The sequence below is a fragment of the Embleya sp. NPDC001921 genome (assembly GCF_053594475.1).
Genome location: NZ_JBSFEO010000004.1, coordinates 101,675 through 116,200, shown reverse-complemented (window position 1 = coordinate 116,200; position 14,526 = coordinate 101,675). Strand labels below are relative to the sequence as shown.

Here is a 14,526-nt window from a genome sequence, read left to right as displayed (position 1 = left end):
GTCTGCGGGCACATCGAAACTCAACACAGATCTTCACTCTATGGAGTGAACGTTTCACTGGGTCATCTAGTGCCTACCCACTAGATTGAAAGTGGCCCAAACCACCACAACCAAGAAACGGACAACCGTGGCCCGAAGCGCACAGGACATCGCAGGCACCCTCGGCCGGCTCGTCGACCCCGGCAACCCGACCGCGCCCACCCTCTCCCCCGAAGTGGCCGCCGCCGTGGCGGAGGCCGCCGGCTATCTCGACGGACTCCACCGCACGACCACCAACGTCTTCGGCTGGCTGGTCCGCGAGGGCGCCGAGTACTGCGACATGAACGCGGCCGTCTACCACGCCCTGAAGGAGGTTCCCGACACGCGCGCCCTCGCCATCGTCGCCGAGCACCTCGACCACGAATTCGCCGGACCGATCATCGATCACCTTCGCCACCTCGACCCCGCGCGATTCGCCCCGGCCGCGACCCTGGACGACACGAGCGAGGAAGAGGACGCGAACGCGATGGTCGCCGCGCTCGAAGCGGTCGGCATCTCGGCCAGCGCGATCCCCACCGGCAGCCACTGTTACGCCACCGAGATCGCCCTCCCCAACGGGGACTTCCTCCAGTTGACGACCGCCACCGGGGCATGGTCCGGGACCGTCTACCGCAACGGCGAGATCACCTGGCAGGACGAGTGGACGGACACGGACACCCCGGAGGCGACCCTCCGGCAAGTCCTGGCCGGCCCCTTCGGACTCGAGACTCTCCGCCCCGCCGAGGCGACCGCGCGCGAGGAGAAGCCGCGCGCCACCTCGGGCGTGACGCCCTGGGAGGTCGGGCTCCTGCGCGACAGTCTCGACCTCGTCGACACCTGGCTCAGGGGCGAGACGGCGGACGGATGGAAAGCGAACCTGGACGACGCCTTGGTCGTCGCCGGGCTCTGGGAGCAGCGCGAGAGCATCGTCAAGGATCTGGCGCACTGGGCCGCGATTCTCTCCCGGGGCGGGGCGGACGGCGCGGCGTGGGGCCGGGCCGACTTCAAGCGGGGCGACCACACGCGGATCGAAGGCCGTTGGTACGAGGTCCTGCGGGCCAACCCGAAGACGGTGACCGTGGTGGAGGCCGGCGGGTCGGCGGAGACGAAGCGGTTCCCGTACGGCCGGCTGACCACCCGGATGACGGCCGATGAGCTGCGGCGATTCCGTCCGGAGCCCGCCGAACTCAACGGCGATATTCACTCGAACGAGTGAACGTTTCGCTGGGTCATATAGTGCCTACCCACTAGACTGAAAGTAGTTCAAAGCACAACAAACACCACCCTCCAAGGAGAACCCGATGGAAGCACAACAGAGCGAGATCCTGCGAGAGGTGTTCGCGGCGGCCGTCAAGGCGCGGTGGACGGTGACGAACCTCGGCCGGATGGCCTCGGTCAGCGCCTCGGACGGCTACACCTGGACCGTGCTCCTTCGCCCCATGGGCCGGGACCGCAAGGGCAACGACGTGCCCGTGCGGGCCGAGATCTTCGGTCGCGAGGGCTGGGGCGGCTCCGAGTTCGCCACCGGCGTGGCCACCTGGGGGCAGTCCGCGCTCATCGTGGACGCCGCCATGGCCGCCGGCCGCGTGTGACACCCATGCCCGCCATGTAGTGCCTACCCACTAACCGGCTCGGCCCGAGGTGGTCACGAGACACCCCGGGCCGGGCCGGCCCCACGACCGGAGGACCACACCATGCGCGATCGAGCACCCCTCACCCCCGAGCAGACCCGCGACCTCGGCAACGCGGTCGGCAGGATCGCGGCGCTCACGGCGATGGCCATCAACCAGAAGTACCCGCACCACCGGCTGACGGACCTGACGGAGGTGTTCATGGGGGAGAACACGAGGCGCTTCATTGCCGGCCGCTACGTGAGCGCCCTGGACAAGGGGATGGCGACCGAAGAGGCCGCCGCCGATGCCGGGAAGGCGCTGATCCGCGCCTGGGTCCACGCCCGGCGCGTGGTCGTGACCCGCAGCAAGCCCCTGACCTGCGGAGATGCGGGCGAGGACGTCAAATTCCAGGCCGATATTCACTCTAAGGAGTGAACGTTTCGCTGGGTCATATAGTGCCTACCCACTAGACTGAAAGTAGTTCAAAGCACAACAAACACCACCCACACCAAGGGAGCCGAACATGGACACCACCACGGCCGTCAAGCGCCTCACCACTCGCGCGAACCTCGTCTTCGCGGAGAACGCCACGGCCCGCGAGCGGCTCACCGAAGCGCTCGCACACGCGCAGGGCGTCCACCTGGACTCCCTCATGGACAGGGTCCTCGTCACCGCGGCCGACGCGCAGCCCTGGCACAACCTCCTCCTTCGCATCGAGCGCCTCGGCGTCCGCGAGGCCCTCGCCGTCGAGCGGCGCAAGGCCACGGAAGCCCTTATCGAATACGGCTTCGGGATGTCGACCTCCCTCATCACCAACGCGGCCCGGTTCCACGAGCAGAACGGGCTGCGGCGCTTCCTCACCGGCACCGACCACGTCGACATCGACGAAGAGACCGTCGAGCCCGCCATCGAGGCGGCCGTTCAGGAGCCCGCGAAGGCGCCCGAGCCGGCCAAGGTCCCGGCAAAGCTCACGCCGGCCCAGTCGCGCACCCTCCAGGTCATCGCGCTCGCACAGGTCGTCATCCGCGAGACCTTGAGCGGCAAGCGGATCGTGGACACCCGGCCCGGCTTCGCCCGGCCGCGCGTGGACATGGTCCAGCAGGCCATCGACAAGGGCTGGGCAACCCTGGACGCCAGCAAGAGCTACTGCGACGGCCGGGCCGTCACCCTCAACGAGGCCGGGCGCGCCATCCTCGCCGGCTGACCTACCCCAGCGGCCCTCCCTCCCCGAGAGGGAGGGCCCCTCACCCCAACACCTCACCCACCACATACAGAAAGGCCGCACATGGCCACCGTCACGATCACCCACACCCGAGCGGACGGCACGCTCCTCGACGGCTCCAGGAAGGGGGACGGCGTCTTCGACATCGTTCGCCACCACGGCTTCTGGTCCTTCCGCTCCCTCGGGCAGCTCGGCATCAGGCACTCGCGCGACAAGGCAGCGCAGATGTGGAAGATCAACGGCGCGGCCCAGGCGCTCCGCGCGGCCGGGCACGAGGTCACCGTCGAGATCGACGAGGACACCCGCAGGACCTTCGCCGAGGCCGAGGCCGATCGCGTCGAGCGCGCGGAGGTCCGCGCGGAGGTGTTCGCCGATCGAGCGGCCGGCACCGAGGCCAAGTCGGACGCGGCATGGAACCGGGCCCGGCACATCGGCAGCGTCCTCCAAGGCGAGCCGATCAAGATCGGGCACCACTCCGAGGGGCGCCACCGCAGGGACCTCGACCGGATCCACAACTTGCACGGCGCGGCCGTCGAGCTGCACAAGACGGCGACGTACTACGCCGACCGCGCAAGCGCGTCTGCGGCGTACGAGAAGCACCGCAACAACCCGGCGCGCACCCTCCGGCGGATGGACAAGCTGGAGGCCGACCTGCGGCGGGTGAAGAAGTGGCAGGCCGGCGAGTCGGCCGGCGGCTTCACCCGCACCTTGACCCCGGACACCGTCGCCGAGCTGAAGCGCCGCGAGGAGGAGCTGAACGAGGAACTGGGCTACTGGCGCGCGCTCATCGCACGGGCCGAGGCCGACGGATTCAAGGTGTGGGGACAACCGGACTTCAAGAAGGGCGACTTCGCCCGGATCCGGGGCCGCTGGTACGAGGTCCTGCGCAGCAACCGAAAGACGCTGACCGTCCCCGGCGGGCCGGACATTCAGCCGGTCGTCAGCCGCGAGACCAGCCTGTATCCGGGCATGACCAGGACGGCTCCGTACGACGAGGTGGCCGCGCGGATGAGCGGCGAGGAGATGCGGCGGAAGCTGGAAGCCGCGAGGGCCGCTGTCACCGAGTAGGACCGAGGCGAGACCGCCGACCCACGCCGATCCCCTAGTGGCTACCCACTAGGGGATCGGCTCTTCCCCACCGCGACACACCACCCACCCGCAGGCGAAAGGCCCCACCATGACCGTCAAGAACGCCCCCATCGACCCCGCACCCGTCACCCCCCGACGGGCAAACGCGGGCACCACAGCGGCACTCAGGCCGGCCGAGCCGGGCGTCACGCTGCGGTTGATCGAGCAGGAGCAGGCGCAGCTCGACCTCACCGCGGCCTGGCTGCGGGGCGAACTCGCGGGAGGCTGGCGGAAGGACATCACCGACCCCTGGGTGAAGGCGCGGCTGCTCCGGCAGCGGGGAGAGTCGGAGGCGAAGTTGAGCCGGCTGCGCGCGGACCTGGCCGAGGCCCTGGCCGCCGGCCTGAGGCTGTGGGCGCGGGCCGACTTCACGCGGGGCGACTTCGCGCGGATCGACGGGCGTTGGTTCGAGGTCCTGCGGGCCAACCCGACGACCCTGGCCGTGCGCGGCCGGCTGGACGTGCGGCCGGCGGCGCGGATGAGCGACGGGCGCCCGGCGGACGTGCGGGTGCGGTACGGCGAGGTCACCGGTCGACTGAGCGCCGAGGCCATGGCCCGGCGGTCGGACTCGACCACAGGGCTCTGACCTGCTGAAACGCGGGCGGCAGGCGTCAAATTCAACGGCGATATTCACTCTATGGAGTGAACGATCAACTGGGTCACATAGTGCCTACCCACTAGACTGAAAGTAGTTCAAAGAGCAACAAACACCACCTTCACCCAAGGAGCGCGCCATGATCGGATTCCCCGGCTACGTCACGGTCGGCCACCTCGACCTCTCCGACGACCGTTGCGACCGCGAGGCGTACGTCTTCGTGTACGTCGACCAGGTCACGGGCGACGCGTTCACCCTCCAGACCTTCGGCTGCCTGTGCTGCGGCGACGCGCTCGACGGCCTGTTGCCGGGACACGGCGAGCAGGTGACCAACCTCGAAGACCTCGCGACCACCCTCGTGGGCGCGCTGAACGGCGCGTACCTCGACGGCGAGAGCCGGCTCCTGGCGGAAGGGGAGATGCGGAACCTCATCCAGGCGATGTCGGGCCGGTTCGAGCCGCGCGCACTGGGAGCGGTCGCGGTCGCGGCGATCGGCTCGTGACCCCCGGCGGGCGCCCGTGAGAGCGGGCGCCCGCCGGTACCGGCAGCGCTCCGACCTGCGAACTTTCCGCGATTCCCCTCGATCCACCCGGTACCCCAGGGGGTACCCGGCGTTAGTCATAGTGTCTACCCACTACACCCAAAACCTTCCCTCCCCAGAGAGGCCCGCGATGAGCGCCGAACCCACCGTCGAACCCGCCAAGAAGACGGCCGCCCCCAAGACCACCCGCCCGCGCAAGGCGACCGCCACGGCGGACAAGCCGGCCAAGAAGGCGACCGCCCCCAAGACCACCCGCCCGCGCAAGACGGCGGCCACCGCGGGCACCGCGGCCATCGAGCCGACGAAGGTCAGCAAGCGCCGCGAGGTCGCGGCCGAGAAGGCCAAGACGACCGCCGACCAGGTGCGCACGGTCCAGAAGTCGATCCCGCTGGACTCGATCGACCGCGATCCGAACCAGCCGCGCGAGGTGTTCGACCCGGCGAAGCTCGAAGAACTCGCCGGCTCCATGCGCAAGCTCGGTCAGCTCCAGCCGGTCACCGTCCGCCGGTACGTCCCGTTCGGTGACCGGGCCGCGCGATACATGCTCGTCATGGGCGAACGCCGGTGGCGCGCGGCCAAGATCGCCGGCCTCACGGAACTCAAGGCCCTCGTCCTCATCGGCGACATGGACCCCCGCGAGACCCTGGCCCAGGCGGTCGCCGAGAACTGCGGGCGCACGGACATGACGCCCATGGAGGAAGGCAAGGCGTTCAAGCGGCTGGCCGACGCCGACTACAGCGTCGAGGAAGTCGCCGAAATGGTCGGCAAGAGCCCCGCCTACGTGGGCTGGCGCATCGACCTCCTCGACCTCTGCGACCAGGCACAGGAAGCACTCGGCAAGGGACACCTCCCGGTGGGCCTGTCCTGGTACGTCTCCAAGCTCCACTGCGACAACCAACGCAGGTTCCTCACCAAGTGGGTGCGCGGCGAGTTCAAGAGCCCCCGGGAAGCCGAGGCGTTCGTCCAGGCCGTCCGGGCCGAGGAGAAGCGACTGTCCACGCAGGGCGCGATGTTCATGCTCTCCGAGGAGACAGAGAACGCGCGCAAGACCACCGACGAGGGCTTGTTCCCCGGCGCGACCGACCTCCCGTCGGAGCAGCGCGAACGGATCGTCGCCGACCGCCAACGCCTCACCGGCAAATTCGACCGGCTCGGCGGCGCCGGCGCGATCCTCGCCGAGCTGGCCACCGCGGACCCGGAGGAACTGGCGCTGCTCCTGGCCGGCGCTGCCGGCGGAGTCCCCGCGTACGGCCTTCGGATCGAGCACCTGAGGGACGTGGCGGTGAAGGCGATCAAGAACCTGCGCGACGCGCAGGCCATCGCGTCGGTCCGCGCGAGCGGCGCCCTGGTCCTCAACGAGGACGCGACCTCGGCCTGAACCCCACCCCCTCACCGGGCGCGCCGGCCACCTCCGGCGCGCCCACCCACCACCCCCACCCCTCCCGAAAGGCCCCCCCATGCGGTTCCCCAGCGATGTCCTGAACGTCCTCACCGACCCCCGCACCGAGATCCGACACGACCTCATCCGGATCCCGTTCGAACTCGACCGGATCGTGTACGAGCAGGTGAACGTGCTCCTCAAGGAGATGGGCGGCCGGTGGGACGGCCGCAAGGCGGTCCGAGGCCACGTCTTCCCCTACCGGATCGAGGAGTTCATGCGGCACTGCATCGCGACCGGCGAGTACCCGACGAGGTTCGAGCAGGGTTGGTACCCCACCCCGCCGAGCCTGGTCATGCAGATCTGCGACCTGGCCGGCATCTACGCCGGGTCGACGGTGCTGGAACCGTCGGCCGGGACGGGAGCGATGACGATGGAGATCGCGCGGCGCGGCGGCGTGGTCGACAGTGTCGAACTCGACGCGCGACGGGTCGAGGTGTTGCGCGAGCAGGGCGACTCGCGGCGCGTGATCGCCGGTGACTTCCTGGACTTGGATCCGCTGGACTACCCGGAGGGATTCGACCGGGTCGTCATGAACCCCCCGTTCTCCAGGGGCCTCGACCACATCAGGCACGCGATCGGCTTCATGCACGACGACGGGATCCTGGTCTCGGTCATGTCCCAGGGACTGACGTGGTGGAGCGACCGGGCCAGCGTCGAGTTCCGCGCGATGGTCGAGGAAGTGGGCGGGGAGATCGAGGAGTTGCCGGAGGACTCGTTCGCGATGTGCGGGCAGTCGACCCGGACGTGTCTCGTGTTCCTGCCCGGGTACGCCGGCGGCCCGCTCCGTACGCACGACTGGCTGAGGCGGCAGCCGCGTCAGCTCGACCTGTTCGCCGCCGTATAGGGCTCTGACCTGCAACTTTCCTCGAAATACCCGGGGTCACCCCGGTACCTCACGGACCTCTACGCGTTAGTCATAGTGCCTACCCACTAAGACAATCTCCCCCACCCAGAAAGGCCCCCACCGTGAGCACCCAGGACACCCCCAACACCACCCCCAACACCACCTCAAACGAGCCGTTCGAGATCTCCGCCGAGGAAATGGCCCTCCTCGTCCCGTGGATGCGGGCCCAGCTCGCAGCCCAGGCAGCCCAGGGCCGCGAACTGGAAAACGTCGATCACTGCCAGGCGTTCAGCGCAATCCTCCGACGCGCCAACCGGGTCTACGGCACCGAGCCCTTCACCCGGGACCAGTGCATTTGCCTCGGCTAACTTCCACCCCCGGCCGGGCCACACGGCCCGGCCGGGTCACCCAACCCGAGAGGACCCCAGGATGGGCATTCCAAGACTCGCGACCTGCACGTACCAGGAGTTCGCCCCACACATGGGCACCCCGGTCCGGACCACGGTCGGTCACCCACGCTTCCCCCTCTCCTACCAGCTCGGCGGCCACGCGACGCTCATCACCCCCACCCGGGACCTGCTGAAGGTCAACGCGCGAGACGCGTACGAGTGGGGCTACCGGCGCCTCCTCAACGAGCGAGGCATCGACGCCATCGCGGCCGAACTGGCCGCCATCGCGCGCGCCAACGACCCGGGCCGCCCGATCGTCCTCCTCTGTTTCGACCGGCTCGACCGACTTAAGCCCCCGGACAACTGGTGCCACAGGAGCTTCGCGGCCACGTGGTACGCGGAGCAGACCGGCGAGCCCGTCCCCGAGCTGGGCGCCGCGACGCCGGCTCCCCGGCCGCAGATGTCCCTGTTCGACCTCGACGAGTAGCAGCCGGCGCCCCGGGGCGGCCGGCTCACCGTCCGCCCCGGGGCCCGCCCGACCTTCCCCCCACCACCGCAGGAGCAGCCCATGCGCACCACCTGGACCACCACACAAGTCCGAGCGGTCGACCTCTACAACGACGACACCGTCCTGATCGACGGCGTCTGGCGCGAGGTCCTCGACGTCTGGAAGAACGGCGACAAGCCGGAGCACACCTTCGGCGAGGACTCCCCGACGACCGCCGAGATCCGCGCCCGGCTCGACTGGACGAGCGTGTGCTGGATCGCGATCCGATACGTCGACGAGAAGCGCTCGACGCCCTGCACGATCGCGCACGGTATCCACGTCGTCCGCACCCGCTCGCTCATGACGGTCCAGGTACCCGAGCCGGCGAAGGTGCTCGACGGCCCCTTGAGCGTCGCCGACCCGCGCGCCCTGCACACGACGCTGACCGCAGTGCTCCACCACATGTTGGAGCTGGGCGACGACGTCCACGAGGTCCTGACCCGCGAGCAACGCGCCCACCTCGACGCCCTCGTCACGTTCTTCCGGCCGGTGACCGGCGCCCACCCGCACCCGTGACCAAGCAGCGCCGGGCGGCACCACACACGAGGCCGCCCGGCGTCTCTCCTCCACCCGAACCACAACACAGGAGACGCCAATGACCGAGTCCGTGACCCCGCGCGAGTGGATCATCATCGGCCGCGACGACGAGATCGGCTACGACCTCTGGGACGTCGCGCCCGTGCCCACCGGCACCGCCCGATGGGCGTTCCTCGAGGAGATCGGGATGGAGGTGACCGACGCGTTGGGCGACGCCGCACTCAAGTTCGCGGTCAGCGCTCGCGACGCGGTGGACCAGGTCCTCGCCGACCACCGCACGCACCGCGGCCACGCCTTCCACCTCATCCCGACCGGGAACCTGGCGGCCTACGGCCCGATCACCGACGTCCCTGGTACTGCCCGCGCCCTCGCGGGCGAACGCGCGACCTCCTACCTGGTGGAGGCCACCAGCACCCCCGGGCCGGCCGCGTTCACCCTCGACGGGTTCCCGGACCGCGCCTCGAACGAGGTCCGCGACCGCGTCCGCGCGGCCGTCGTCAACTCGGGGCGGGTCTGGCCGGATTCGCGGCTGACCGTCACCGTGACCGCGAACCTGCCCCGCGTCGACCAGCACGTGGCCTCCGATCTCGACCTCGCGATCGCCTGCACCGCGATGGCAGCCGGCGGCCTGCTGGACCCCGGGTGTCTCACCTGGACCGCGCTGTTCGGCGAGCTGGGCCTGGACGGCAAGGTGCGCCTGCCCGGCGGCTGGCGCAACCCGCGCGAGTTCACCAACCTGCTGCGCTCACTGCCCGCAGCCGGCGCCCAAGCGATCCTCGTCCCGTGGGACGCGACCGGGTTCAACACCACGGGGATCCACGCGATCGGCGTCCGTGACCTCGACGAAGCCCTGTCGGTCCTGAACCGTCTCCGCACCGGGACGCTCTCCGGCCTGTGACCGGACCGCGCCGGGCGGGCCCCACACAGACCCGCCCGGCGCTTCCCCTCCACCGCCCACCCGCACCCAATCGGGAGGACCACCCCACCATGATCGACATCACCGACCGCGTCCAGTCCGACACGGACGGCGCCGGCCCGGCAGGTGGACAGCTCGAACTCGCCTTGCCCGGCTTCGAGCCTGTGGGACCCGACCTCACGGAGTGGGACTGGATCATCGCGAACATCTCGGGTGGCAAGGACTCGTTGGCGATGATGTACGAGCTGGCCCGCCAGGCCCGCGCGGCCGGCGTGATGGATCGGGTCGTGTGCGTGCACGCCGACCTCGGCGACGCCGAATGGCCCGGAACCAAAATGCTGGCCGCCGAGCACGCGGCGTTCTTCGGCTGGCGGTTCGAGGTGGTGTCCCGGAACGGGTCGGGCCTGATCGACCGCATCGAAGAACGCGGGATGTTTCCGGACGCATCGAACAGATGGTGCACGAGCGACTATAAAAGAGGCCCGGTCCGGACGCTGATGACGCGCCTCGTCCGCGAGTTGCGGGCCGCCGGCCACCGCGGCCGGGTGCGGATCCTGAACGTGATGGGCTTGAGGGCGGACGAGTCCCCGGCCCGCCGGCGCCTCGTCCCGTTCGCCCACGACGGTGCCCGGACCTGCCCATGCCCGGACTGTCTGCGGCGGCGCGCGATCAGCGACGAGGCCAAGCGGAACAAGATGCCGGTCCCGAAGAACGCGAAGGTCGGCAACGGGGCCTCGAACACCCTGCGGGACGTCGCGACCTGGCTCCCGATTCACTCGTGGTCGACCGCCGATGTGTGGTCGGCCGTCTGGGCGTCCGGCGCCCGCTCACACCCGGCGTACGCGGCCGGGATGCCGCGCCTGAGCTGCGTGTTCTGCGTCCTGGCCTCCCGGCCAGCGCTGGTCCGGGCCGCGCAGCTCCAGCCCGAGTTGGCCGCCCGCTACGCGCGGGTCGAAGCGAAGATCGGTCACCGCTTCCGCAACGACCTCACGATGGCGGAGATCATCGCCGAGGCTGCGAGGACGCCGCTCCAGTCCACTCCGGTCACCTGTTGGCAAGGGTGACCCCCGGCCGCGACGGTCGCGCATGCCCCCTGGTCCGGACCCAGGGGGCATATTCGTGTCCAAGCCCTCCTAAGGGCAGCTCGGGCGACACCCACCACCCCCACACCGGACACCGACGAGGCGGTCTCAGCCCCAGCCAAGGCTGTTCACGCCCACGGATCCGCGCTCTCCGACCGGACGGGGAGCCCGTTCAGGAGCCCGCGCCTCGACCACACAGTGCGACGGACGGGCACACAGCGTGAGGTAGGCTCCGGGCGTCGGCTGGTTGCTTGAAGGTGACAGCCAGCCGTCTTGCGCCGGAGGTGTAACAGCCGCACGTCTCCCGCTCCAGGGAGAAGGACCACGTTCAAGTCGTGGCCGGCGCTCCATCAGACCGTAGGCAAAGGTTGGCTGATCGCGGTCTTGTGGGCCGGGTAGCCGAGGCGCAAGATGGACCGGGTCCGAACTCGCCGACGGTACTCGGGTTCTGACAGTCAGTCACAGCGGTCTGGAACTGCCCACCCACCTTCGGAGGGAGTGACCCGCATGAGTGATCCCCGTTTCGTGGCCGCCAATGGCACCGGCCCGGACGACCTGCTCGTCACGGTCGAGGTCTTGGCGAGCGTGCACGACCGGAACGACAGCGACCGATCCGATCCTCCGCCGGACGCAACCGGCGACACACAGCCGGACGGCGACGGCCTCAACCACCCCGAATAGCGGGGCCCTTGCCGCAGTCTCGGGCCGCGCGGTGATGCACCGCGCGGCCTTCCTCGCCTTTGACGCGTCCTGCCCGAGGAGGAGTCGTGGAACACCGGCTGGTCACCGCCGTGGAAAAGGCCCTGGGATGGAGCGGTCCGGCACAGCTCGGCGGTGCGTTCGTCCGTGGCAGCATCGACGACGCGTCGCTGCTGGAGCGGCTGTTGACGCCGAACAGGCTGCTGGACCTGGTGATGCGGCGCAGCCTGACCAACCCACAGTTCCGCTGCTTCCGCGAGGGCGAGGAACTGCACCCGAAGGCGTACTTCTCGCAGGACGTGAACCGGCGCGGTCAGAGCATCAGCATGGTCAACATGCGCCGCCTCGGCGACCTCCTCGCTGGCGGGGCGACGCTGGTCTTGGACGGGGCGAACGTCTTCGATCCCACGCTGGAAGTCGCCTGTCGGGCGATGCAGTGGTGGGCGCGCGAACGCGTCCAGGTCAACGTGTACGTAACCACCAACGACGCCTCCGGGTTCGACCTGCACTGGGACGACCACGAGGTCCTGGTGGTGCAGTTGGCCGGGGCGAAGGAGTGGGAGGTGCGCGGCGCGTCCCGGGTGGCGCCGATGTTCCGCGACGCCGAACGCAACCCCGAACCCTCCCAAGAGGGCGTGTGGTCGGGAACGATGCACGCCGGGGACGTGATGCACATCCCCCGCGGCTATTGGCATCGCGCCACCCGCTCCGGCCACGGTGACGGGCAGAGCATGCACATGACTTTCGGGTTCGCCAAGCGCACCGGTGTGAGCTGGCTGAACTGGTTGGCGGACTGGTCCCGTGAGGACGAGATCTTCCGCCACGACCTGGACCGCTGGGGCCCGCCCGCCGACCGGGCCCTGCAACAGCGGAACCTCCTCGACGCCGCCGCGCGTCTGGTCGACGCGCGCGGCCCCCAAGACTTCCTGGCCCAGCGGGACCAGGAGGCCGTGGGCTCCCGGCACGTGCCGTTCCTGAACATCTTCGGACCTATGACCGGCGTGGTGTGCGTCAGCGACTTCCCGCCCCGCGTCGAGCAGGTCGACGACACGATCGAGATCACCGCTGCCGGGAAAAGGCTCGCTCTCACCGCCGAGGCACTGCCGGCGGCGCGCCTGCTCCTGAGCGGCCACCCCGTGCATCTGAACGGCGACACCCCCGTGGACGGCCTCACACGGGGTTTGGCGGAGGTCCTCACCCGGGAGGGACTGTGCGCGATCCTCACACCCGAGTTGTCCTCGGGCTACACCGATCTCGTCACCAACGCCGCCTGATCCAAACCGCGTTGGATCTCGGTATCCACGCGATCGACACCGCGTTCAACTACGCGGACTTCGCCTCCCACGCCCGACTCGCCCAGACGGCAGGAGACTTGCTGCCTCGATTCGCGATCTCCACCAAGGTCGGCTTCTTCCCGACGACCGGACGCGCTGAACACTCCCTCGACCCCACCCGGCTGCGCCGTGCCATCGAGCAGACCTGTCGGGACATCGGGACGCCGGACACGGTGTTCCTGCACAACCCCGAACGCTCCCTCGCCAGCGTCGATCCCCCGCAGGCGCGCCGCACCTTCACCGCGGCCTGCGCCGCCCTGGACGAAGCCTGCACGGCCGGCCTGTGCCGCACCTGGGGCATCGCCTCGTGGGATCCGCGCACCCTGCCCACGATGGCGGCACCCGACATGCCGACACCGCGCGTGCTCATGGTCCGCGCGGGGCTCCTCGCTGGCGTCGACGTCTTGAACGCCACCGACACCCTCGCCGACCACTGGAACCTGACCCCCGAGACCGTCCGAGGTATGAGCCCCTTTGGGGGCAGCATCACCGACCCCGTGTGGAGCAGCGTCGACGCCCGCGTCTTCCTCACCCACCCCGAGAAGGCATCCCGCGTGCAAGCCGCCCTGCGGGTCGCTTACCACCTGCCGTCGGTTCACGCGGTGGCCGTGGGCTCCGACGACCCCAGCCATCTCCAAGAGCTGACCGAAGCCCTCGACCTGGACGTAGACGTGGACACGGACAAGATCGACCGGTACCGGGCTCTCCTGGACGAACGCGCCGCCCGTCAACGGGCCGTCTGAAGATCCTCGATCAACCTGGTGCTCTCCCGCCGGGCCGGCTCCAGCAGCGGATCCGCAGGATCGGCGTAACGGCCCACGACCTTCGAGCAGAAGAACAGCGCCATCAGCCGCCCCGACCGAGTCGCCATGTCCGCGTGCCGCTCCCGGCGTACGCGATCGGCCAGATCGGGGAGGGCAAGGGAGTTGCCCCACAGGGTGGCCGCGTCGAACCCGCGCGGCGCGAGTCCCCAGTCCTCCCAATCGAGGATCCAGCAGTCCGGGGGGCCGGTCACGTTCGCCCAGTTCAGATCCGCGTGCGCCGGAACCCACTCGTCCAGGGTCGTGTCGACGCGGTCGCCGAACGTCTCGCGGATCGCGTTCGTCACGCCGTCCCGGGTGATGGTCACCGTGTCCGGAGTCGCCACCCGCGTGGTCTCCTGGGCGGCCAAGGCATCCAGAGAGGTGTTCAGCGTCGCCCACCACGTGTCCGGCAGCTTCGGATCGACGGTCAGTCTGCCGCCGGGTTTCACGGGCGCCGCAGTGACCAACTCGGTTTCGTCGACGCGCCACATCGCATCGCCGTCGGTCTCGCGCCACGACATGCCCGCGAACCACTCAGGTTTCGCGATTCCCGACAGGACGGCCGCGCTCTCGACGCCGTTCCAGCCCTGCCCGCCGATTCGGTCAAGGCTGCGGCGCTCGATCCGCACCCACGTCCCCCGATCCGTACGCGCCCCCACCGACCGGCGCTTACGGACCACCGACTCCCGATCCAGCCGCACCCGCAGACCGTGCTCGACGAGGTCCAACGCTTGCTCGACCGGCTCCACGCGCAGGTCGACGACAATCCGAGATGGCATGCCCCGAACCTAGCGGGGGCCTCGGCATGTCCAAAACA

At 69.6% G+C, this 14,526-nt stretch carries 18 protein-coding genes; 17 read left to right on the top strand and 1 reads right to left on the bottom strand.

Annotation, left to right across the window (positions count from 1 at the left end):
• The first annotated feature begins 127 nt into the window (after positions 1–127).
• The 17 genes from ACWCPW_RS05715 (at position 128) to ACWCPW_RS05635 (ending at position 13,649) form a co-directional block, all read left to right on the top strand.
• Entirely contained in the window at positions 128–1,234 is a 1,107-nt protein-coding gene (locus ACWCPW_RS05715) for a hypothetical protein (RefSeq protein WP_449760320.1), read from the top strand.
• 85 nt (positions 1,235–1,319) lie between these two features.
• Entirely contained in the window at positions 1,320–1,610 is a 291-nt protein-coding gene (locus ACWCPW_RS05710) for a hypothetical protein (protein WP_449760319.1), read from the top strand.
• Positions 1,611–1,712: 102 nt separating this feature from the next.
• Positions 1,713–2,066 carry a hypothetical protein gene (locus ACWCPW_RS05705; protein WP_449760318.1) on the top strand — a complete coding sequence of 118 codons (354 nt, stop codon included), beginning with the start codon at positions 1,713–1,715 and terminating at the stop codon, positions 2,064–2,066.
• Between the two features lie 88 nt (positions 2,067–2,154).
• A complete protein-coding gene (locus ACWCPW_RS05700; RefSeq protein ID WP_449760317.1) occupies positions 2,155–2,835 on the top strand; it encodes a hypothetical protein in 681 nt (226 codons plus the stop codon).
• Positions 2,836–2,916: 81 nt separating this feature from the next.
• Complete coding sequence (locus ACWCPW_RS05695; RefSeq protein ID WP_449760316.1) at positions 2,917–3,921, top strand: DUF3560 domain-containing protein; 1,005 nt, start codon at positions 2,917–2,919, stop codon at positions 3,919–3,921.
• A 109-nt stretch (positions 3,922–4,030) separates the two neighbouring features.
• Entirely contained in the window at positions 4,031–4,567 is a 537-nt protein-coding gene (locus ACWCPW_RS05690; protein WP_449760315.1) for a hypothetical protein, read from the top strand.
• Positions 4,568–4,715: 148 nt separating this feature from the next.
• Entirely contained in the window at positions 4,716–5,078 is a 363-nt protein-coding gene (locus ACWCPW_RS05685) for a hypothetical protein (RefSeq protein ID WP_449760314.1), read from the top strand.
• A gap of 169 nt (positions 5,079–5,247) precedes the next feature.
• The gene (locus ACWCPW_RS05680) at positions 5,248–6,495 is read left to right on the top strand and encodes a ParB/RepB/Spo0J family partition protein (RefSeq protein WP_449760313.1); all 1,248 of its coding nucleotides are present in this window, start codon (positions 5,248–5,250) and stop codon (positions 6,493–6,495) included.
• 79 nt (positions 6,496–6,574) lie between these two features.
• Complete coding sequence (locus tag ACWCPW_RS05675; protein ID WP_449760312.1) at positions 6,575–7,402, top strand: methyltransferase; 828 nt, start codon at positions 6,575–6,577, stop codon at positions 7,400–7,402.
• 122 nt (positions 7,403–7,524) lie between these two features.
• Complete coding sequence (locus ACWCPW_RS05670; protein ID WP_449760311.1) at positions 7,525–7,770, top strand: hypothetical protein; 246 nt, start codon at positions 7,525–7,527, stop codon at positions 7,768–7,770.
• A 61-nt stretch (positions 7,771–7,831) separates the two neighbouring features.
• On the top strand, positions 7,832–8,278 hold the full coding sequence (locus tag ACWCPW_RS05665; RefSeq protein WP_449760310.1) for a hypothetical protein: 447 nt from the start codon (positions 7,832–7,834) through the stop codon (positions 8,276–8,278).
• A gap of 81 nt (positions 8,279–8,359) precedes the next feature.
• Positions 8,360–8,854 (top strand): hypothetical protein, encoded by a 495-nt coding sequence (locus tag ACWCPW_RS05660; RefSeq protein ID WP_449760309.1) that lies wholly within the window; start codon positions 8,360–8,362, stop codon positions 8,852–8,854.
• A 79-nt stretch (positions 8,855–8,933) separates the two neighbouring features.
• Complete coding sequence (locus tag ACWCPW_RS05655; RefSeq protein ID WP_449760308.1) at positions 8,934–9,773, top strand: magnesium chelatase domain-containing protein; 840 nt, start codon at positions 8,934–8,936, stop codon at positions 9,771–9,773.
• Between the two features lie 89 nt (positions 9,774–9,862).
• The gene (locus tag ACWCPW_RS05650) at positions 9,863–10,855 is read left to right on the top strand and encodes a phosphoadenosine phosphosulfate reductase domain-containing protein (RefSeq protein WP_449760307.1); all 993 of its coding nucleotides are present in this window, start codon (positions 9,863–9,865) and stop codon (positions 10,853–10,855) included.
• A gap of 525 nt (positions 10,856–11,380) precedes the next feature.
• Entirely contained in the window at positions 11,381–11,554 is a 174-nt protein-coding gene (locus ACWCPW_RS05645; protein WP_449760306.1) for a hypothetical protein, read from the top strand.
• 86 nt (positions 11,555–11,640) lie between these two features.
• Positions 11,641–12,846, top strand: a complete 1,206-nt coding sequence (locus ACWCPW_RS05640; RefSeq protein WP_449760305.1) for a JmjC domain-containing protein — start codon at positions 11,641–11,643, stop codon at positions 12,844–12,846.
• Positions 12,847–12,857: 11 nt separating this feature from the next.
• Positions 12,858–13,649, top strand: a complete 792-nt coding sequence (locus ACWCPW_RS05635) for an aldo/keto reductase (RefSeq protein WP_449760304.1) — start codon at positions 12,858–12,860, stop codon at positions 13,647–13,649.
• Here ACWCPW_RS05635 and ACWCPW_RS05630 read toward each other — a convergent pair.
• Entirely contained in the window at positions 13,634–14,488 is an 855-nt protein-coding gene (locus tag ACWCPW_RS05630) for a hypothetical protein (protein ID WP_449760303.1), read from the bottom strand. The genes ACWCPW_RS05635 and ACWCPW_RS05630 overlap by 16 nt on opposite strands.
• Positions 14,489–14,526 lie beyond the last annotated feature (38 nt).

Excerpts from the sequence above, each read along its gene's own strand:
- ACWCPW_RS05650 (WP_449760307.1), top strand. The coding sequence starts at position 9,863 with ATGATCGACATCACCGACCGCGTCCAGTCCGACACGGACGGCGCCGGC.
- ACWCPW_RS05665 (WP_449760310.1), top strand. The coding sequence starts at position 7,832 with ATGGGCATTCCAAGACTCGCGACCTGCACGTACCAGGAGTTCGCCCCA.
- ACWCPW_RS05675 (WP_449760312.1), top strand. The coding sequence starts at position 6,575 with ATGCGGTTCCCCAGCGATGTCCTGAACGTCCTCACCGACCCCCGCACC.
- ACWCPW_RS05645 (WP_449760306.1), top strand. The coding sequence starts at position 11,381 with ATGAGTGATCCCCGTTTCGTGGCCGCCAATGGCACCGGCCCGGACGAC.
- ACWCPW_RS05680 (WP_449760313.1), top strand. The coding sequence starts at position 5,248 with ATGAGCGCCGAACCCACCGTCGAACCCGCCAAGAAGACGGCCGCCCCC.
- ACWCPW_RS05700 (WP_449760317.1), top strand. The coding sequence starts at position 2,155 with ATGGACACCACCACGGCCGTCAAGCGCCTCACCACTCGCGCGAACCTC.
- ACWCPW_RS05660 (WP_449760309.1), top strand. The coding sequence starts at position 8,360 with ATGCGCACCACCTGGACCACCACACAAGTCCGAGCGGTCGACCTCTAC.
- ACWCPW_RS05695 (WP_449760316.1), top strand. The coding sequence starts at position 2,917 with ATGGCCACCGTCACGATCACCCACACCCGAGCGGACGGCACGCTCCTC.
- ACWCPW_RS05655 (WP_449760308.1), top strand. The coding sequence starts at position 8,934 with ATGACCGAGTCCGTGACCCCGCGCGAGTGGATCATCATCGGCCGCGAC.
- ACWCPW_RS05690 (WP_449760315.1), top strand. The coding sequence starts at position 4,031 with ATGACCGTCAAGAACGCCCCCATCGACCCCGCACCCGTCACCCCCCGA.
- ACWCPW_RS05630 (WP_449760303.1), bottom strand. The coding sequence starts at position 14,488 with ATGCCATCTCGGATTGTCGTCGACCTGCGCGTGGAGCCGGTCGAGCAA.
- ACWCPW_RS05685 (WP_449760314.1), top strand. The coding sequence starts at position 4,716 with ATGATCGGATTCCCCGGCTACGTCACGGTCGGCCACCTCGACCTCTCC.
- ACWCPW_RS05705 (WP_449760318.1), top strand. The coding sequence starts at position 1,713 with ATGCGCGATCGAGCACCCCTCACCCCCGAGCAGACCCGCGACCTCGGC.
- ACWCPW_RS05710 (WP_449760319.1), top strand. The coding sequence starts at position 1,320 with ATGGAAGCACAACAGAGCGAGATCCTGCGAGAGGTGTTCGCGGCGGCC.